This is a genomic window from uncultured Xanthomarina sp. (assembly GCF_963971605.1).
Taxonomy (GTDB): domain Bacteria; phylum Bacteroidota; class Bacteroidia; order Flavobacteriales; family Flavobacteriaceae; genus Xanthomarina; species Xanthomarina gelatinilytica.
Genome location: NZ_CAXATZ010000030.1, coordinates 16,704 through 36,635 on the forward strand (window position 1 = coordinate 16,704; position 19,932 = coordinate 36,635).

Below are 19,932 nucleotides of genomic sequence, written 5' to 3' on the forward strand. Positions count from 1 at the left end.
AAAACAAAATTAATTTAATTCACGTTTTGCTTTTTTCTCTTCTTTAATTTCTTTCATACGCTCAATGAATGCGCCACCAATCCAATAAGGGATTACAAACGTTAATAAAAATATCATTAACCAAAAACCAATTGTTAATATGGTTAAAAATGCTATAAATCCTAAGTATTGGTCAAATTCGAACATGATGAAAATTTCTTTTTTAAATTAACTATCGCAAAGATACATGAAAAGGTTTTTTTACACAACAGTAAAATTAAGATTTATTAACATCTTTATTAAGTGTTTTATTAAGAGACATGTTTTTTATACACATATTCTATAACAAAACAACATAATATAATAGATAGGATTACAATAACACCCACAAAATTAGAAGTGTATTGCTGAATCAATAAGGTTATAAAAGCAATTGCACACATTAAAAAACCAAACAATGAAATGATTCTTTTTCCACTAATTTGTTTGGAAAGCTTAAATGCCACATAATTCACTATGGCAAAAATCAATAAAAACCCTGCACTTCCAGCAGTTGATATGCTTTCAAGCTCTAAGGTGTTTGCTATTAACAAGGTTAAAACTGCAGTAATTAACAATCCAATGGGTTTGTTCCACAATGTACTTGTTAAATGGTGAGGTAGTTCATCGTCTTCTGCCACTTCAAAACTTACCCTACTTCCACCATAAAGCGAAGCATTTATGGCAGAGAAAGTTGAAATTAATGCTGCTATGGTTATAATAGTAAACCCAACTTGTCCAAGCATGGGTTTCGCCGCTTCAGCCAAAACATAATCTTCAGCCTTCGCAATGGTTTTAAAAGGCAACGAACCTACTGTTACAATAGCGATAATGACATATAAAAATACCACAAACCATACCGAATAGTTATAGGCTTTAGAAACATTCTTTTCTGGATTTACTATATCTGGCGCTGCATTTGCAATTAATTCAAACCCTTCATAAGCCACAAAAATAACCATGCCTCCAGTTAGAAGCAGCAACGGACTTTCCCAATTGGATATAGCAAGTTGCTCCAAATTTGGATTTCCAAACAAACCGTGAATGCCAATTCCTACAAATGCCAACAAAATAATAAGCTTAACAATAACAGCAAATGATTCAATTTTACTAACTACAGATATACTGTAATAATTAATAACAGTTGCCAAAACAATAATTGCACTTAAATAAATATGGGAGTCCATTGAGGTTTTACCTGTAAGCTGGTATAGATTGGGAGCATAAGACCCAAAAGCAGATGCATATAGCGATAACATCACTATATAACTTACCCATAACAAATTGTTAATGGTGCCACTGAACACCGTTTTTCCAAAACCTTGATTTATAAATTTAACTGTTCCTCCTCTATCGGGAAAAGCCAATGATAATTTGGAATAACTGTAAGCAGTGAGACTGGCAATAATTCCTGCAAAAAAGAAAGCTATTGGTGTTCCTCCTTGAGCTAATGACACTGCCAAACCCAAAACAGCAAAAATACCTCCACCAACCATTCCTCCAATGCCAATGGAAATGGCTTCGCGTAAACTTATTTTATCAGTGTTTTTGGATTGTATAGGCATGTTTTATTCTATTTATTACATAAAATTAGTTTTTTTAACTCAAGATGAACATCCTAATTGAATATTTTCTTACAAATAACTCTTTAACTCTTAACTAATTTAGTCATAAAATCGTAATTTTGTGGGACATTTAATTTTATTACAATCATGAATTTTAGAATAGAAAAAGATACCATGGGCGAAGTAAAAGTGCCTGCTGACAAACTTTGGGGAGCTCAAACAGAGCGCTCTAGAAATAATTTTAAAATTGGAGCTCCAGCTTCCATGCCATTAGAAATAGTATATGGGTTTGCGTATTTAAAAAAAGCTGCTGCATATACCAATTGTGACTTAGGGGTTCTTTCCGAAGACAAGCGCGATTTAATCGCTCAAGTTTGTGATGAAATCCTGGAAGGTAAACACGACGACCAATTTCCTTTGGTTATCTGGCAAACGGGATCTGGCACACAGAGTAACATGAACGTTAACGAAGTGATAGCAAATAGAGCACATCAACTTGCTGGAAAAGTTATTGGTGAAGGAGACAAAACCATTCAACCAAACGACGATGTAAATAAATCACAATCATCTAACGATACCTTTCCTACTGGCATGCACATTGCAGCCTATAAAAAAATTGTAGAACACACCATTCATGGTGTCATCCAATTAAGAAACACATTCCATACCAAGTCCATTGAATTTAAAAATGTGGTGAAAATAGGTAGAACCCATTTAATGGATGCGACACCTTTAACGTTGGGACAAGAGTTTTCCGGATATGTGTCACAGTTGGATCATGGCTTAAAAGCCCTACAAAACACCTTGCCACACCTGTCTGAACTGGCATTGGGAGGAACAGCAGTTGGTACGGGTTTAAACACGCCAGAAGGTTATGCTGAATTGGTAGCAGAATATATCTCAAAATTCACCAACTTACCTTTTGTTACAGCCGAAAATAAATTTGAAGCTTTGGCTGCTCACGATGCATTGGTAGAAACACATGGAGCCTTAAAACAATTGGCTGTTTCTTTAAATAAAATTGCCAACGATATTAGAATGATGGCTTCTGGACCTCGCTCTGGAATTGGTGAAATTATAATTCCGGCAAACGAACCTGGAAGTTCTATTATGCCAGGTAAAGTTAATCCAACTCAATGTGAGGCCTTAACCATGGTTTGTGCCCAAGTTATGGGTAATGATGTTGCAGTGACAATAGGTGGCACTCAAGGTCACTATGAATTAAATGTATTTAAACCTATGATGGCTGCAAATGTGCTGCAATCTGCTCAGCTTTTAGGTGATGCCTGCGTGAGTTTTAACGAACATTGTGCCATTGGTATCGAACCAAATCACGAAGTTATCAAACAACTGTTAAACAATTCGTTAATGCTAGTAACAGCTTTAAACACCAAAATAGGTTATTACAAAGCTGCTGAAATTGCAAATACAGCACATAAAAATGGCACCACTTTAAAGGAAGAAGCTATTAATTTAGGTTATGTTACTGCTGAGGAATATGATGCTTGGGTAAGACCTGAAGATATGGTTGGTAGTATAAAATAAACTCTAAATAAAATAAAATCAGTATATTAGCACCAACATAACCAACCAAGAATATGAAAAAAATATTACTTAATTTCCTTAGTTTTAATGCAATAATTTTTGCAGGATTTAGTCAAGAGGAAGGCTTTGCAATCCATACTGTTGGATCAACAGGTTCTAATCCGTATGTCATTGACTCCGGACATTTAAACCCAGGAGCCTATCCAGATTTAGCAGTAGGCACACAATCGGGAAATACTGTAGAAATTTATATCAACAATGAAGATGGAACTTTTGCAGCACCAATCATAAAAAATTTAAGTCTAGTAAGTGGTGTTCATATTGCAGATATTGATGGAATAAATGGTAATGATGTTTTGGCATCATCAAGTGGTGGGAGTAAATTAGTTTGGTATGCCAACAATGGAGATGGTACTTTTGCAGACGAAGCAATCATTTCAAGCTCCTTGGATACTCCTGGAACCATTGTTACAGGTTATATAGATTCTGATGCTACACTGGACATCGTATTATCTGTATATGGAGCCAGTGGAGATACAGACAGGGTCATTTGGTTTGCTAACGATGGTTTACCTTGGACAGAACAAGATGTTGTTCCAGCCACTGCAGGTTTAGGCTGTGGAAATATTGACATTGCAGATGTAGATGGAGATACCGATTTAGATATTGTGGTTGCCAATACAGATGCTGGTACTGTTGAATTGTATTACAACAATTACAATCCATTAACAGATAATAACCCTGTTAGTTTTACAGAATCTGCAGTTGGAGATATCTCTACTGGAAACACGTATTTGTTTGGTCTGGATTTTGGTGATGTAAATGATGATTCTTTCATGGACATTGTTAAAGTTGATTTATCTGGTCATGAAATTGCTTATTATCAAAACGATGGAGCCGGGAATTTTACTGAAGTACCAGTAAGTTCTCATCAATATCCTTCAATAGCCTTTGTAACAGATTTAAACAACGATGGATATAATGATATTGTCGCAGCAGATGGTCTTAATCAAAATGACGATGTGTTCTGGTTTGAAAGTGATGCCTTTGGTGGTTTAGGAGCTGAAACTATAATAACAAACAACACTTTACATAACCAAGTGTATAACTTTACCATAAACGATTTTGACAATGATGGTGACATAGATTTTGCTACATTAGGTTATCAAGATGGTACTTTAAAATGGATTGAAAATAATTTAAATTTAATTGGCACTCAAGAGTTCAAATTAAATACTGTAAGTATCTACCCTAACCCTACTTCCAATAGAATTTATTTTAAAGGTTTAACATCAAATACAGAAAGGGTTTCTGTATATGACATTTTAGGAAAGAAAATCCTAAGTAAAACAGTAAACACCAATAAAGGGTTGGATGTTTCCAAACTTCAAAACGGCATCTACATCTTAAAATTGGATCAATTGAATACAAGCTATAAGTTTGTGAAAAAATAGACTTTTTTCACCTAAACCATGAAACGCTATCATCTTTTCTTGATAGCGTTTTTTTTATCAGTAAAAAATTACGGAACTTTGAAAAAAACATAACATTTTGTCACTATTAATTAAAAACATCAAAGAACTTCTTCAAGTTAGGGAGTCACACATTTCAGTAGTAAAAGGAAAAGACATGCGTGTGCTTCCCAGTATTAAAAATGCCTACTTGCTTATTGAACACGATACAATTGTAGATTATGGCTCCATGGATGATATTCAAAACTTAGAAGCCGATAAAATAATTGATGCTTCAGGAAAAATAGTACTTCCTACCTGGTGCGATTCTCACACACATATAGTATATGCTGGCAACAGGGAACAGGAATTTGTTGATAGAATCAACGGATTGAGTTATGAAGACATTGCCAATCGTGGTGGAGGCATTTTAAATTCTGCCGAAAAACTTCAAAACACCACTGAGGAAGACTTATATCAACAATCGGCCAAACGCTTAAAAAATGTCATCAAGTTAGGTACTGGAGCCATTGAGATAAAATCCGGTTACGGGTTGACCCTTGAAGCTGAACTAAAAATGCTTCGTGTTATAAAAAGATTGAAAAAGGAATTCCCAGTAAAAGTAAGGGCTACTTTATTAGCAGCTCATGCTGTACCTAAGGCCTATAAAAACAACAAAACAGCTTTTGTGGATTTGGTTGTGAATAAAATGATCCCAGAAGTAGCCAACGAAAAACTAGCAAACTACATAGATGTGTTTTGTGAGAAAGGATATTTTGACCTGGAAGATACAGAGCGTATTTTAAAGACAGGAAGAGAACATGGCTTGATTCCTAAAATTCATGTCAACCAGTTTAATGCCTTTGGTGGTGTAGAAATGGGTGTTAAATATCAGGCGCTTTCCGTAGATCACTTAGAGCAAATGGACCAAGAAGATATTGAAGTACTTAAAAACAGTGATACCATGCCAGTGGCCTTACCATCCTGCTCCTACTTTTTAAGCATTCCTTATACACCTGGCAGACAACTTATTGATGCTGGACTACCATTGGCTTTGGCAACAGATTACAATCCTGGTTCCACACCAAGTGGCAATATGAACTTTGTAGTTAGTACAGCTTGTATTAAAATGAAAATGACACCAGAAGAAGCCATAAATGCTGCTACCATTAATGGTGCTTATGCCATGGGAATAAGTAATATGTATGGTAGCATTACCAAAGGGAAAAAAGCCAACCTAATAATTACCAAAGAAATACCAAGCTATGCCTTTATGCCTTATGCCTTTGGCGAAAACCATATTGAGCAGGTAATTATTAATGGTTTAATTTATTAAAATACCCTTAATTGATATAAAAAAACCCGAAAGCTTAAACTTTCGGGTTTTTGTCATTATTAGTTCTATGGATATTAACTAATGATAACTACTTGTTATTTTAAAGTGAATTCTGAAGTTGACACCAAGTCCTTTTCATTGAAAACGTTAACGGTATAACGGCCTTTTTCAAAACCATCAGCATTTGGAGTCACAAATTCACAAATATTTAAGTTTGCATTTTCGTAATTAAATTTGCTTACCAAACTGTAATTAAGTGTCTTTTCTCCAAATTGAACTTGTTCGTTTACACCCAAGGTGTTGTTTTTAGGATCAATAACCTGAACATAAAGTTCTTGCTCTCCTGGTTGAACCAAAGCGTTTTTGGCAACTGTATAGCATACTCTAATTTTATCGGAACGTCCAGCCCTTTCTGTTGGAATCAATTTCCCTGAAGATCTTTCAATAACACCATAGCCTTTTAGGCCAACAGTGGTTAAAACAGCCGCATTTTCAACAACTTCTGCTAATGCTGTATTTTGAACCATTAATGAATCTGTAAACATGGTACGCTCTTCCAATCGAACCCTTGTACTATCCAAAGATGTAGCTAATAAGGAATTTTCAATTTTTAACTTATCGTTTTCTGTTAACAATACATCCATTTCTTTTTGTAAGGCTAGGTATTTGGACTTGTATCTCCACAAGCTTTTTACATTGGTTTCAGAAATTTGTAACGAATCAATTAAACCTTGAATTCTAGCTTTGGCTTCAACTAAATTTTTATTGGCAATTTCATTGTCTCCTATTACAATATCGTATTGCTTGGCCATATTACTTAAGTCTTTCATGACCAATTGTTTTTCCTCTATTAATTGTGCTTCTGTTTCTTTCTTATCTTTTAACAGGTTGAAAGAATAAAAAGCAGCTCCTAAAAAAAGTACCAAGGCAATGCCCAAAGCCACTTTTAAACCCATGTTGTTATTTTTGTTGTTTTCCATTGTTATTTGTGTTTGTTGTTTTTAATTTAATTCCGGTTTTAGTTTTTTTTGTCTAAAAAAATGTAATTTTAACTTCTTTAATATCTAGCCAAAATGGAAGACAAACTTGTTTTATTTAATCCTTCAACTTTAAAAAAGCTGCTTAAAAAAAGACCAGCCGAATCCAAATTTGGTGAACATATTAAAATGTTAACCGACATTTCCAATATATACGAGGATATTAAAAGTTTGGACGTTGATTATGTAATTCTTGGAGTCCCTGAAGATGTAGGGGTTTTCGCAAACTACGGAAAATCAGGGACTTCAGCTGCTTGGGATGCTACAATTAAAATTTTGTTAAATATTCAAGCCAACACATTTACCCACGCAGATAGAGTCCTGGTACTAGGTCATTTAAACTTCGATTCGCTTTTAAAAAAATTATCCTTATTGGACCAAAATCATCCTAAAGACGTTTTAAAAGCCCGAAAAATGGTTTCTAAAATAGATGCTGAGGTTTCAGATATTATTTACAAAATTGTTAAAGCCGGAAAAAAACCCATTATCATTGGTGGCGGTCACAACAATGCATATGGTAACCTAAAAGGAACTTCTTTAGCTTTAAACGCACGTGTAAACGTGGTTAACTTTGATGCACATACAGATTTTAGAAAAGAAGAAGGCAGACACAGTGGCAATGGATTTAAATATGCTTATTCTGAAGGGTTTTTAAGAAAGTATTTCATATTTGGATTGCATGAAAATTACACCTCCATGGAGGTGTTTAAAACCTTGGACAACCTTAAAAACATTGCTTACAATACCTTTGAATCCTTATTTATAAGAAAAGAAGTGAAATTTAAAGCAGAAATGTCCAAAGCGCTCCATCATGTGTCAGACCATCCTTTTGGAATAGAAATAGATTGTGACGCCATACTAAACATTCCTAGTAGTGCTATGACACCTAGTGGGTTTAGTGTTAATGACACCAGACGTTTTGTTTCATATTTTGGCAAGGATCCCAACGCAACCTATCTGCACATTTGCGAAGCTGCACCAACACCAGAAACAGAAACACAGGTAGGTAAACTTATTACTTATTTAATTACAGATTTCTTAAGAGCCAATGCACATTGACATTATTCCATTCCAAAAAGCATATTCCAATGATTTTTACTCTCTAAACAAAGAATGGTTGCAAACTTATTTTTATGTGGAACCTTTTGACGAGGAGGTGCTAAGCAAACCGAAAAAGTATATAATAGAACCTGGTGGACATATTTTTTTTGTAAAAATGAAAGATACCATTATTGGTACTGTAGCTTTAATGCCAACCACTAAAACAGCTGTTTATGAATTGACCAAAATGGCTGTGGCTCCAAAATATCGTGGCCTTAAAATTGGACAACATTTAATGCAGCATTGCTTGGAATTTTCAAGAAAACATGCTTTTAAAGAGCTCATACTCTACTCTAACAGAAAACTTGAAAATGCCATTTATATTTACAGAAAGTTTGGTTTTAATGAAGTACCTGTTGAAGAGAACAGTCCGTATAAGCGAAGCGATATTAAAATGACTTTAAAGCTATAATGCTATAAGTGATTTCGAAAAACGAACGTTCGCATAAAAAGCTATCTTTGTAATCATGGAAGAAGACTATATTAAACTCATCTTTGGTTTAAAATTAAAACAAAAACGAACCGAAAGAAACTTATCTCTTTTTGGGCTTTCCAAGCTATCAGGCTTATCAAAATCGTATTTAAACGAAATTGAAAAAGGGAAAAAATATCCCAAACCCGATAAAATTGCCATCCTTTCAGAAAAATTGGATGTTCCATACGACCAAATGGTTTCTTTAAAGCTGGATAAGAACTTAGCTCCCATAGGTGAGATTCTTCAATCTAAAATACTTAAGGAAATCCCTCTTGAACTATTTGGCATCAAGGAAAGCAATTTAATTGATATTGTAGCCAATGCTCCTGCCAAGGTAAATGCCTTTATTAGCACCATTATAGAAATTGCCCAAAATTATAACTTTAGCCGTGAGAGTTTTTATTTGGCTTCCGTTCGTTCTTTCCAAGAAGCCAACAACAACTATTTTGATGAAATAGAACAAAGTGTTGTTTCCTTCGCCAAAGCCTATCAAATTGATTTAACAAAACCAATTACTTCACACGAATTGGAAGAAATCCTTATTGAAGAATTTGGCTATACCATGAACCAAACAGAACTTGACAAACATCAAGAACTGGACAATTTACGTTCTGTTTATGTACCCAATACAAAAACATTGCTTTTGGCAAGTAGAATGGACGAAGCACAAAAGACCTTCATTTATGCTAAAGAACTAGCTTATAATTATCTGGAATTCAAGGAACGACTGTATACCTTTTCATGGATTAAATTTGAAAATTTCGATCAAGTCCTAAATAATTTTTATGCCTCTTATTTTGCTGGTGCCTTAATTTTACCTAAAGCATCCATTTCAGAAAAACTCCATAAGCTTTTTGCTAAAAAAGCATTTGACGAAACTCTGTTTTTAGATATCATTAAATCTTTTAATGCGTCGCCAGAATCGTTTTATCAACGTTTAACCAATATTTTACCAAAAGAATTCAACATTCAAAACCTGTTTTTTTTAAGGTTTACACATCGTGCAGGAACCGAAAGGTTTCATCTTAAAAAAGAATTGCATTTATCGCATCAACACTCTCCACATGCCAACGAATCCAACGAACATTATTGCAGGCGCTGGGTATCTTTAAAGGTTTTAAAAGAAATAAGCAATACACAAAAAGAACATATTTTCAATATGCAAATATCAAATTATCCAAGCGATGATATGCGATATTTGGTGCTCTCTTCTGCTACAAAAGACCCGTTTAAAGAAGGCCATTTTAGAAGCATCGCATTGGGTTTGTTGATAGACAAACAATTACTGAGAAAACTAGCTTTTTTAGAACATGCAAATATCCAGCAAATGGATGTAGGTGTCACTTGCGAACGATGTAATATAAAAGATTGCCAGGTACGTCAGGCGCCTGCCATTCGTTTGGAACATAAAGCCAAGAACAAACAAATTGCATTGGTGGTTGAAGATTTGATGAAAAAATTCAGTTAGTTGCCAATTTTTAATAATTTTATATTTTAAATACCATATTTCAAATGAAACAGAAACTCACTATATTAACTTTATGCATTGTAACGTGTTTATCATTTAGTTGTAAATCTGATAAACAAACATCCAAATTTAACGAGGAACGAGTGCAAACGGACACGGTTGCTGAAATTGTAAATAAAAAAACCATTTCAGATATTACTGTAAAGCCCATTAACCATGCAAGTTTTATCTTAGAACACGAAGACATTGTAATTTATGTAGATCCTGTTGGTGGCGCAGAGTTATATAAAGATGAAAAACCACCAAGTGTTATTTTAATTACAGACATTCATGGAGACCACTTCGATTTGGAAACTTTTAAAAGTGTCATGACAGATTCTGCCCAGCCCATAGTACCTCCTGATGTAGCCATTAAAATACCTGAACCTTTGCAATACAACATGTTTGCTGTAAGAAATAATGCCAAAGTAGATTACACAAAAACTGGTTTGGATGTGGTAGTATATTCGGTTCCTATGTATAATTTAAGGGAAGACGCTTTGCAGTACCATCCTAAAGGTCGTGGCAATGGTTATATTGTAGAATTTGGAGGCAAACGTGTTTATATCTCTGGTGATACTGAAGACATTCCTGAAATGAGACAATTAAAGGATATAGATATGGCATTTGTTTGTATGAATTTGCCATACACCATGACCGTTGAAAGTGCAGCCAGTGCAGTTTTGGATTTTAAACCTAAACAAGTTTATCCATATCATTACAGAGGAACCGAGGGTTTTAGTGATGTAGAAAAATTTAAATCACTTGTAAACAAAGGGAACAAAGACATAGAAGTGATACAATTGGATTGGTACAAAAATCCATAGTCTTTTAATAACTAGTTGTTTAGTTAAAAAAAATGTTTATATTTGATTAGCTATTAACCAAATCAAGTACCTACAATGTCACAAGTATTTTCACTTTCAGGAACCTTCTCCTTGGCGCTTATTGAACAATCCAGTATTGTTACAGCCTTATCTATTTCAGTTATTTTTTTCTTGGTGCTTTTGATTTTAGGGTTAAGGAAATCTTATTTATTAAGGAAAGAAAGTGAAAAACTAAGTCAATCGTTCTCTTCAGATACCGATGAAGAAACTAAAGTTTACAAAGATTTTACAGAAAGTCACCTGTACGATAACAATTAAAACCAATTATGTTTCCATAAAACTAAAAAGCCTGCAATTGCAGGCTTTTTACTTGTTTCCATATAAAAATTTATCTTACTAATTTTCTATATTTAATTCGTTTAGGCATCAAATCGCCTCCAAGACGTTGTTTTTTGTTTTCTTCGTAGTCACTAAAACTACCTTCAAAGAAATACACTTCGGAGTTTCCTTCAAAAGCAAGAATGTGTGTACAAATTCTGTCCAAGAACCATCTGTCGTGACTAATAATTACAGCACAACCAGCAAAATTTTCCAGACCTTCTTCTAAAGCCCTTAAGGTATTAACATCCAAATCGTTTGTTGGCTCATCCAGCAACAGGACGTTTCCTTCTTCTTTAAGTGTCATGGCCAAATGCAATCTGTTTCGTTCTCCACCAGAAAGCATTTTTACTTTTTTGTTTTGTTCACTCCCACTAAAATTAAAACGACTTAAATAGGCTCTGGAATTGACTTGTTTTCCTCCCATCATAATCAATTCTTGCTCATCGCTAAAATTTTGCCAAATGGTTTTTTCAGGATCTATATTGGAATGGGTTTGGTCCACATAGGCAATTTTTGCTGTTTCACCTACTTTAAACTCCCCTTTATCAGGAGTTTCTTCGCCCATAATCATTTTAAAAATGGTGGTTTTACCAGCTCCATTTGGTCCAATAATACCAACAATACCAGCTTGAGGAAGGTTGAAATTTAAATTGTCGTATAATAATTTATCGTCATAACCCTTACTTACTCCAATGGCTTCAATAACATTGGTTCCTAAACGAGGTCCATTTGGAATGTAAATCTCCAGTTTTTCGTCCAATTGTTTTTGGTCTTGACTCAATAGTTTATCGTAATTTTTTAAACGGGCTTTTTGCTTGGTTTGTCTTCCTTTAGCACCTTGTCTAACCCATTCCAACTCACGTTCTAGGGTTTTTTGACGCTTGGAAGCAGATTTTCCTTCTTGTGCCATACGTTTGGATTTTTGATCCAACCATGACGAATAATTCCCTTTCCAAGGAATCCCTTCTCCTCTATCCAACTCTAAAATCCAACCTGCTACATTATCTAAGAAATATCTATCGTGTGTCACAGCAATTACAGTGCCTTTGTACTGTGCCAAATGATGTTCCAACCAATGAACCGACTCGGCATCCAAGTGGTTGGTAGGCTCATCCAACAATAATACATCTGGTTCTTGTAAAAGCAATCTACATAAAGCTACACGGCGTTTTTCTCCACCAGAGAGCACACTAATTTTTTTATCACCTTCAGGAGTTCGCAAGGCGTCCATGGCTATTTCAAGTTTGGTATCCAATTCCCAAGCATCTGAAGCATCAATTTGGTCCTGGAGCACAGCTTGTCTGTTCATGAGCTTTTCCATTTTATCTGGATCGCTATAAACTTCTTCCAGACCAAACATATCATTAATTTTATTATATTCTTCCAGAATGGCAACTGTTTCAGCTGCTCCTTCCTTTACAACCTCCATAACGGTTTTGGTCTCGTCCAGTTTTGGTTCCTGTTCCAAGTATCCAACTGTATACCCAGGAGAAAACACTACATCTCCTTGATAGTTTTTATCAACGCCAGCAATTATTTTCAATAAGGTGGATTTACCAGAACCGTTAAGTCCTAAAATCCCTATTTTGGCTCCATAAAAGAAACTTAAATAAATATTCTTTAAAACTGGAGTATTGGCGCTCTGATAGGTCTTGGTTAAACCAGACATAGAGAAAATTACTTTTTTATCATCGCTCATTTTTTTAATAAGTTAAATTGTTAAATAGAATTAGCTTGTAGTTTTAAACCACAAACTCTTAGACTCTTCCTTTTAGCGCGTTAAAAACCCATGCTACAGCAAAAAAACCAATTCCTACAGCAGCAAAACCCCAGCCTGCAACATCGTCGTATCTAAATGCTCCCAAAGCAATTAAAGCTAATCCTACAAAAATCATAATCCACGTTGCCCAAGCTAAAACGGTATTTTTATTCATTGCCATTATATCTAAAATTTGTAATTAGTAGAAATGCAAATATCGATATTTTTTAAACAAAAAACGCATTGAAATAGCTGCTTTTTAATTGAACTATTTTTATGGGTTATCCCATGGGAACCTCTATAAACAATAAGCTGGATCCCTCCATTGCATCTATTGAAAAACCTACTGCATTTGAAACACCCAATGCATCACGAGTCCCTAAGGTGACGTCTGCAATGCTTACTTGTCCAAAAACAGTCATTACATACACGCCATGATTGTCGCTTTTTAAAGTATACTCAAATGTTTTTCCTTTGTCCAAATCTATTCTGGAAATTATGGCATCTTGATGAATTTTTAAACTTCCTTCGTGATTTTCATCTATGGAAGTGACTAAAGTTTGCAGTTTGTTTTGTCTGTCTTCATCATGAAATGATTTTTGGTCATAACGAGGTTCCACATGTTGTTTATTTGGCATGATCCAAATTTGAAACAAACTCAAATGTGTATCATCCGAACCATTGATTTCTGAATGCTGTACACCTGTTCCTGCACTCATAACCTGTACTTCTCCAGGAAGTACTTGCTGCCAGTTTTGATGCATACTGTCGCGATGTTTTAAAACACCACTTAGTGGAATGGTTACAATTTCCATATTGTCATGTGGATGAGTTCCAAAACCCATTTTTGGGGCAATGATATCGTCATTTAAAACTCTTAATGCACCAAATTGAATTTTGTCTTTGTTGAAATAACCTGCAAAACTAAAGGAATGATTTGCCTGTAACCATCCATGATTGGCATAACCTCTATCTTCTGCTTTATGTAATACTGTTTTCATTTTATAGTAAATTTTTATTGCCTCGTCTGCCTATTGCAGACAAGAAAGTAGGTTTCAATTTTTTCAATGGAAAGTGATTAATTAAAATTATATCCTGTTTTTAAAAAAAGTAATAACTCAAATTTCTAGTTGAAAAGCTAGTGTTGAAATTTTTCTTTCCTTAGGAATTTATTATCTCATTTTATCCAATAAATCGCTTAATTGTTTAGCTTCTTCTTCAGAAATGTTTTTTAGCAAATCGTGATTAAAATCTTCCGAAATACTTTCTAAAAGTTGTTTTCCTGTTTTAGTGATTTTTATGTAAACCACTCTCCTGTCGTCCATACAGGGAAAACGCTCTATAAACTGTTTGGCAATGAGTTTATCCATTAACCTGGTTGCATTGGGAGAACGCTCTATCATACGCTCTTTAATGGTTTGTACCTTCAAAGCTTGGTCTGTGCCATTCAGGATTCGAAGAATATTGTACTGCTGAGGAGAAATCCCGAAAGGCTTAAAAAACTCGTTTTGAAAACTGGAAATCCAATTTGCCGTGTATAAAACATTGACTAGGGCTTTCACCTTAGCATTTGCAAATTTCGAGTTGATTTCTTTTGAAAGATTTCCCATGTCATTTATTCCTTTGCAACAATTTTAAGCAATAACATCTTTGTACTGGTCTTGTTTTTTCTCAAAAACGGCCTTGGCATAAGAACAGGTTGGTGCAGCCTTTAAGTTGTTTTCCCTCATAAAGGAAACAGCTGCATCAATTAATTTATAACCTATTCCTTGTCCTTTTAAAGTTTCTTTGACTTCGGTATGATCTATATCAATAATGTTGTTATTTTTATAACGATAGGTCATTTCTGCTTCTTGTTTATTGTCTATTTCAATGTAAAACTTACCTCTAGTTCCATTGTCTTCATGTTGTATATTCATAATTATATGGCGTTTTTAAATAAATTAATCTTGTTTTTTAATGCGTCATCAAGCTCTTTGTTGGTTATTTTTCCATCTGAAAAATTGGTTTCAAAAAATGGCAAAGAAAAATCTGCAATAATTTGTGCTTGGTGTCTTGGAAACCTGTCCATTGCCATGGCTAAAACCGAAGCGCCTCCTCTAGCTCCAGGTGCTGCTGCCATTAACAACATGGGCTTGTTTAAAAAGGTTTTCTGTTCTGCCCTGGATAACCAGTCAAAAATGTTTTTAAACACTGCTGTATAAGCTCCATTGTTCTCAGCCAATGACAAAATAATACCATCACATTTTTTTATGTGATCCAGAAATGACAGAGCGTTTGCTGGAATTCCCTGTTCTGCTTCTAAGTCTTTACTGTAAATTGGTAATTCAAAATCATTTAAATCCAAAATGGTAACAGTTACATCGTCAATCAATCTTGAAGCGTAAACGGCCAATTGTTTGTTAATGGAATCTTTGCTGTTACTTCCTGCAAATGCTAAAATGTGTTTCATGTATTGTATTATATTTTTAATGTCCTTGAATGAGGATAACCTATTTATGTTTCATTGCAAATATATGTAAAATGCAAATAGTTTCCAAGGAAACTAATTCCATGTAATATTATTTAACAAAATATTCGCTTTTAAACCATGTTCTACTTTTGTAAATTCGTAGCAAATAAATATTTCTATGGACATAAACTTCAACAAAAACGAAGATTACAATAAACTTTTAGTTTCAGAATTAAAAAAACGTTTAGCCCAAGTAAAGCTTGGAGGAGGAAAAAAGAATATTGAAAAACACCATTCCAAAGGTAAAATGACTGCAAGAGAGCGTATTGATTACCTTTTGGATGCAGAAAAAAATAGCATAGAAATTGCCGCTTTTGCTGGTGAAGACATGTACGAAGAACATGGTGGCTGTCCGTCTGGAGGCGTTGTGGTGAAAATTGGTTACATTAAAGGAAAGCAATGTATGGTAGTTGCCAACGATGCCACTGTAAAAGCAGGAGCTTGGTTTCCTATAACCGGAAAAAAGAATTTACGTGCTCAGGAAATTGCCATAGAAAACAAGTTGCCAATTATATATTTAGTGGATTCTGCTGGAGTATATCTTCCTATGCAGGACGAAATTTTTCCAGATAAGGAACATTTTGGACGAATTTTTAGAAACAATGCCATAATGAGCAGTTTGGGCATTACACAAATCGCTGCCGTTATGGGTAGTTGTGTGGCTGGTGGTGCCTATTTGCCCATAATGAGTGATGAAGCCATGATAGTGGATAAAACCGGTAGTATCTTTTTAGCTGGTAGTTATTTGGTTAAAGCAGCCATTGGTGAAACCATAGATAATGAAACCCTTGGTGGAGCCACCACTCATTGTGAAATTTCGGGAGTTACAGACTATAAAGCAAAAGATGATAAAGACGCTTTGGATAGAATAAAAAATATTATTGATAAAATTGGCGATTTTGATAAAGCTGGTTTTAATCGCTCTACTCCTGCTAAGCCTAAAGAAAAACAAGAAGACATTTATGGCATTCTGCCAAAATCACGTGCTGACCAATACGATATGTATGAAATCATCAAACGTTTGGTTGATAATAGCGAATTTGAAGAATACAAAGCTGGTTACGGAAAAACCATTATTACAGCTTATGCCAGGATTGATGGTTGGGCAGTTGGGATTGTTGCCAACCAAAGAAAACTGGTAAAAACCAAACAAGGCGAAATGCAATTTGGTGGTGTTATCTATAACGACTCTGCAGATAAAGCAACCCGATTTATTGCCAATTGCAATCAAAAGAAAATTCCTTTGGTGTTTTTACAGGATGTTACCGGTTTTATGGTAGGAAGTAAAAGTGAACATGGAGGGATCATTAAAGATGGTGCCAAAATGGTGAATGCCGTGAGCAATTCTGTGGTTCCTAAATTCACTGTCATACTTGGAAACAGTTATGGCGCCGGAAATTACGCCATGTGTGGAAAAGCTTACGACCCACGATTAATAATTGCATGGCCAAGTGCCGAATTGGCTGTGATGAGTGGTAATAGTGCTGCCAAAGTGTTATTGCAAATAGAAACTGCATCGCTTAAAAAGAAAGGGGAAGTTATCACCAAAGAAAAGGAAGAGGAACTCTTTAATAAGATTAAAGACCGTTACGACAAGCAAGTTTCGCCATATTATGCTGCTTCCAGAATATGGACAGATGCCATTATCGACCCATTGGATACCAGAAAATGGATCAGTATGGGAATTGAAGCTGCCAATCATGCTCCCATTGAAAAAAAGTTTAATCTTGGAGTTATTCAAGTTTAAACTTCCATATTTCACTAAAATTTTGTACCTTAATAACTGAAAATCAAACATTTTCGTTATGGGAACAATTAAATCCTTAAACAAATGGGCTAATGCGCATACGTATTACCCATTAGATGTTTTACGAATTGCGTTAGGCGTTTTTCTTTTTATGAAAGGTGTCCATTTTGTATCCAACACCGAATTGTTGGTGGAACTTATCAAACCCTTGAACACTTATGCTGGAAGTATGATTTTGGCTCATTATGTAGCAGCTTCCCATTTGGTTGGTGGTATTTTAATTGCTTTTGGCTTATTAACCCGTTGGGCAATTATTGTTCAAATTCCTGTGTTGATTGGAGCCATACTTGTAAACTTTATGGGAGACTTTAACACAGCCAATTTGTTATTGGCAAGTGCAACATTTTTGGTGTGTGTGTTTTTTGTGTTTTACGGTTCTGGTAAGCATTCTGTGGATTACTATTTAAAAATGCAAATGTAATTAGGCAATAAGCTCTAATGTTTTTGAACGCTGCAATTTACCCGAAGTGGTTTCAATGAATTTTGAAACTGCATATACCCTCTTTGGTTTTTCATAACCATCCAAATCATCAAAAATAGTAGCTGGTAAATTATTGTTAGCAGCTTCCAAAACTAGGATTAGCCTCTCACCAAGTTTTTTATCAGACTCTGAAGCAACAAAAAAACGGTTAGTGATCTTAGACTGCAACTTCTTCTCTATTTGTTCTGGATATAATTTAATCCCACCAGAGTTTATCACGTTATCTATTCTTCCCAACCATTCAAAAGATGTATTGGAATAAAGCGTTACAACATCATTGGTAACCAATTTCCCTTTGGTTAGTTGAGGTGCCTCAATCACTAAACAATGTCTTTCATCTTGCGAAATCTTGATATTAGGAAGTGTGTGGTAGATGTTTTTAACTCTTGGATTGGACGTATCATCATCAACATGGTTTAAGGGCATAACTGCAATATGTGTAATGGTCTCTGTCATACCGTACGTTGCATAAACTTTGGTTTTCAAGTTTTTTATTTGCTCTTTAAGATTAAAGGACAAAGGAGCGCCACCTATAATCAGGGTTTTTATATGGCTTATTTTTTTTATGTTTTGTTGTAACTGCATTGGGACCATGGCACAAAAGGTATAGTGTTTTTTTGTATTGAAATTTAAAACACTTGCAGGTTCAACAACATCTATTTGTAGTCCTAAAATAATGGCACGAACCAGCATCATTTTACCAGCAATAAATTGGGTTGGCAAACAATGTAAGGCTTTGTCTCCTGGTTTTAACCCAAAATAATTTCCAGTTGCAATGGCAGAATGCACCATGGCTTGTTTTTTTATTTTTATGGTTTTAGGTTTTCCAGTGGTTCCAGAAGTTTTGGTCTTTATGTAATCTTTGGAGTCCAACCAATCAGCCAAAAAATCGCCAAGTGCCTTCTCAAAAGGTTTTCCTTCTTTGATAAAACTATAAGCAACTTCTTTTAATTCTTCATATGAATAATTTCTGTTGTTCAATTTAAATTTATTGTGAACTTTATCGTAAGTAGGAATCATGAAGGTTATTCTATAAGGTTATTGTCTTCTGTGGTTGAATCTGGATGGGCTGTTTCAAGTAAAGGTGCTTCAACAGGACCAAATAATTTTTCCGACCAATTGGTCCAGTGATATTTTTTGGAAAAAACAAACAAGAGCAATGGAAACAGTATAAAAACTGGCATAAATATTTCTGTAAAACTAGCAGAAGTTGGTTCTGCCATATCCTTTAATACAGAATGTGTTTGAAAGGCTGTCCAATCGGCTGTGACCAACAAAGCTGTAAACAAATTGTTGGCTGCATGAAATCCTAAAGCAAGCTCCATGCCTTCATCCATTAATGTCATGATTCCCAAAAACAAACCTGTTCCTATATAATAAACCATAATTACGTTTCCTAATTTGTCCACTTCTGGATTGGCAATATGCAACATCCCAAATATAAAGGAGGTCGTTAATAGTGGTACCCATTTATTCTTGGCCAAAACACCTATGCCTTGCATTAAATAGCCTCTAAACAAATATTCTTCAAAACTGGTTTGCAATGGTACCAATACTATAGCTATGACACATAAAATAATAAAAGGCTGCAATTTAAAATTAACCACATAATCTTGAGACAAAAAATAATCCAAAGTAATAAAACCAGAGCTTACAATTCCCCATAAAATAAAAGCAAACCAAATACGATTCCAGTCAATTTTGGGCCTTACTGTTGTTAAAGATGTGATACTTTGCTTGTGTAGAAATTTTACAACCAGAAACAGCCCAATCAAGCCTATTGCAAAAGAAAGCAACATTAAAAACAAATTTAGGTTGGGTTCCAACATGGTCATCATCTGGGTTTCGTCCAATCCAAAAACACTTTCACCATCGTTAATGGCTTTCATAAAAACAGCTACAGTAAACGGAATTTGACCGATGACCACAGCAATAATAACGAAGACAATTCCAACTAAATATCTCCACCAATCGTGTAACGCATTAAAAGCTTGAGCTATATACATAAATTATAAATTAAAATTCCAATTTTTATTTTTTTCATCGGAAATGTCGCACCAGTTTCTCCTGGGACAATCGTGGTTAACTTCTCCTTGGGAAACCCCAAGTCTGTTAACATATCAGTATATC

At 34.8% G+C, this 19,932-nt stretch carries 21 protein-coding genes; 10 read left to right on the top strand and 11 right to left on the bottom strand.

Features of this window, described 5'->3' with window-relative positions:
• Positions 1 to 9: 9 nt before the first annotated feature.
• Positions 10 to 186 (bottom strand): hypothetical protein, encoded by a 177-nt coding sequence (locus tag AACY93_RS10625; RefSeq protein WP_007651187.1) that lies wholly within the window; start codon positions 184 to 186, stop codon positions 10 to 12.
• A 104-nt stretch (positions 187 to 290) separates the two neighbouring features.
• Positions 291 to 1,583 (bottom strand): APC family permease, encoded by a 1,293-nt coding sequence (locus tag AACY93_RS10630; protein WP_286854291.1) that lies wholly within the window; start codon positions 1,581 to 1,583, stop codon positions 291 to 293.
• Positions 1,584 to 1,730: 147 nt separating this feature from the next.
• On the opposite strand from AACY93_RS10630, the gene fumC reads away from it, so the two are divergent.
• From fumC to hutI, 3 genes are all read left to right on the top strand, one after another.
• Positions 1,731 to 3,128, top strand: coding sequence for a class II fumarate hydratase (fumC, locus tag AACY93_RS10635; RefSeq protein WP_286854290.1), 1,398 nt, complete (start codon positions 1,731 to 1,733; stop codon positions 3,126 to 3,128).
• Between the two features lie 53 nt (positions 3,129 to 3,181).
• On the top strand, positions 3,182 to 4,582 hold the full coding sequence (locus AACY93_RS10640; RefSeq protein WP_286854287.1) for an FG-GAP-like repeat-containing protein: 1,401 nt from the start codon (positions 3,182 to 3,184) through the stop codon (positions 4,580 to 4,582).
• A 97-nt stretch (positions 4,583 to 4,679) separates the two neighbouring features.
• The gene (gene hutI, locus AACY93_RS10645) at positions 4,680 to 5,915 is read left to right on the top strand and encodes an imidazolonepropionase (protein WP_286854285.1); all 1,236 of its coding nucleotides are present in this window, start codon (positions 4,680 to 4,682) and stop codon (positions 5,913 to 5,915) included.
• Positions 5,916 to 6,010: 95 nt separating this feature from the next.
• On the opposite strand, the gene AACY93_RS10650 is transcribed toward hutI, so the two are convergent.
• Positions 6,011 to 6,895, bottom strand: a complete 885-nt coding sequence (locus AACY93_RS10650) for a hypothetical protein (RefSeq protein ID WP_007651195.1) — start codon at positions 6,893 to 6,895, stop codon at positions 6,011 to 6,013.
• Positions 6,896 to 6,988: 93 nt separating this feature from the next.
• On the opposite strand from AACY93_RS10650, the gene AACY93_RS10655 reads away from it, so the two are divergent.
• The 5 genes from AACY93_RS10655 (at position 6,989) to AACY93_RS10675 (ending at position 11,180) form a co-directional block, all read left to right on the top strand.
• Entirely contained in the window at positions 6,989 to 8,011 is a 1,023-nt protein-coding gene (locus tag AACY93_RS10655; protein WP_286854284.1) for a formimidoylglutamase, read from the top strand.
• Positions 8,001 to 8,465 (top strand): GNAT family N-acetyltransferase, encoded by a 465-nt coding sequence (locus AACY93_RS10660; protein ID WP_286854283.1) that lies wholly within the window; start codon positions 8,001 to 8,003, stop codon positions 8,463 to 8,465. Before AACY93_RS10655 ends, AACY93_RS10660 begins: the two co-directional genes overlap by 11 nt.
• 55 nt (positions 8,466 to 8,520) lie before the next feature.
• Positions 8,521 to 9,996, top strand: coding sequence for an XRE family transcriptional regulator (locus tag AACY93_RS10665; RefSeq protein ID WP_286854281.1), 1,476 nt, complete (start codon positions 8,521 to 8,523; stop codon positions 9,994 to 9,996).
• 44 nt (positions 9,997 to 10,040) lie between these two features.
• Positions 10,041 to 10,862: an MBL fold metallo-hydrolase gene (locus tag AACY93_RS10670; RefSeq protein ID WP_286854279.1), complete on the top strand. Its 822-nt coding sequence runs from the start codon at positions 10,041 to 10,043 to the stop codon at positions 10,860 to 10,862.
• A 75-nt stretch (positions 10,863 to 10,937) separates the two neighbouring features.
• On the top strand, positions 10,938 to 11,180 hold the full coding sequence (locus tag AACY93_RS10675) for a hypothetical protein (RefSeq protein WP_286854277.1): 243 nt from the start codon (positions 10,938 to 10,940) through the stop codon (positions 11,178 to 11,180).
• Positions 11,181 to 11,250: 70 nt separating this feature from the next.
• On the opposite strand, the gene ettA is transcribed toward AACY93_RS10675, so the two are convergent.
• The 6 genes from ettA to AACY93_RS10705 all read right to left on the bottom strand — a co-directional run bounded on the left by ettA (position 11,251) and on the right by AACY93_RS10705 (position 15,454).
• Positions 11,251 to 12,942, bottom strand: a complete 1,692-nt coding sequence (gene ettA, locus AACY93_RS10680) for an energy-dependent translational throttle protein EttA (protein WP_286854276.1) — start codon at positions 12,940 to 12,942, stop codon at positions 11,251 to 11,253.
• Positions 12,943 to 13,000: 58 nt separating this feature from the next.
• Positions 13,001 to 13,183 carry a CAL67264 family membrane protein gene (locus tag AACY93_RS10685; RefSeq protein WP_007651202.1) on the bottom strand — a complete coding sequence of 61 codons (183 nt, stop codon included), beginning with the start codon at positions 13,181 to 13,183 and terminating at the stop codon, positions 13,001 to 13,003.
• Between the two features lie 100 nt (positions 13,184 to 13,283).
• Positions 13,284 to 14,003: a pirin family protein gene (locus AACY93_RS10690; RefSeq protein ID WP_286854273.1), complete on the bottom strand. Its 720-nt coding sequence runs from the start codon at positions 14,001 to 14,003 to the stop codon at positions 13,284 to 13,286.
• A gap of 171 nt (positions 14,004 to 14,174) precedes the next feature.
• Complete coding sequence (locus tag AACY93_RS10695) at positions 14,175 to 14,612, bottom strand: MarR family transcriptional regulator (RefSeq protein WP_286854272.1); 438 nt, start codon at positions 14,610 to 14,612, stop codon at positions 14,175 to 14,177.
• A 24-nt stretch (positions 14,613 to 14,636) separates the two neighbouring features.
• Positions 14,637 to 14,921, bottom strand: a complete 285-nt coding sequence (locus AACY93_RS10700) for a GNAT family N-acetyltransferase (RefSeq protein WP_007651212.1) — start codon at positions 14,919 to 14,921, stop codon at positions 14,637 to 14,639.
• 2 nt (positions 14,922 to 14,923) lie between these two features.
• Entirely contained in the window at positions 14,924 to 15,454 is a 531-nt protein-coding gene (locus AACY93_RS10705) for an NAD(P)H-dependent oxidoreductase (RefSeq protein WP_007651213.1), read from the bottom strand.
• A gap of 178 nt (positions 15,455 to 15,632) precedes the next feature.
• Here AACY93_RS10705 and AACY93_RS10710 point away from each other — a divergent pair, with 178 nt between their 5' ends.
• On the top strand, positions 15,633 to 17,261 hold the full coding sequence (locus tag AACY93_RS10710; RefSeq protein WP_286854269.1) for a carboxyl transferase domain-containing protein: 1,629 nt from the start codon (positions 15,633 to 15,635) through the stop codon (positions 17,259 to 17,261).
• 58 nt (positions 17,262 to 17,319) lie between these two features.
• A complete protein-coding gene (locus tag AACY93_RS10715) occupies positions 17,320 to 17,742 on the top strand; it encodes a DoxX family protein (protein WP_007651215.1) in 423 nt (140 codons plus the stop codon).
• Here AACY93_RS10715 and AACY93_RS10720 read toward each other — a convergent pair whose 3' ends face one another.
• Positions 17,743 to 18,822 carry an AMP-binding protein gene (locus AACY93_RS10720; protein ID WP_286854266.1) on the bottom strand — a complete coding sequence of 360 codons (1,080 nt, stop codon included), beginning with the start codon at positions 18,820 to 18,822 and terminating at the stop codon, positions 17,743 to 17,745. It lies immediately after the preceding gene.
• Between the two features lie 5 nt (positions 18,823 to 18,827).
• Positions 18,828 to 19,808 carry a CPBP family intramembrane glutamic endopeptidase gene (locus AACY93_RS10725; RefSeq protein WP_339611942.1) on the bottom strand — a complete coding sequence of 327 codons (981 nt, stop codon included), beginning with the start codon at positions 19,806 to 19,808 and terminating at the stop codon, positions 18,828 to 18,830.
• Positions 19,809 to 19,932: the final 124 nt, after the last annotated feature.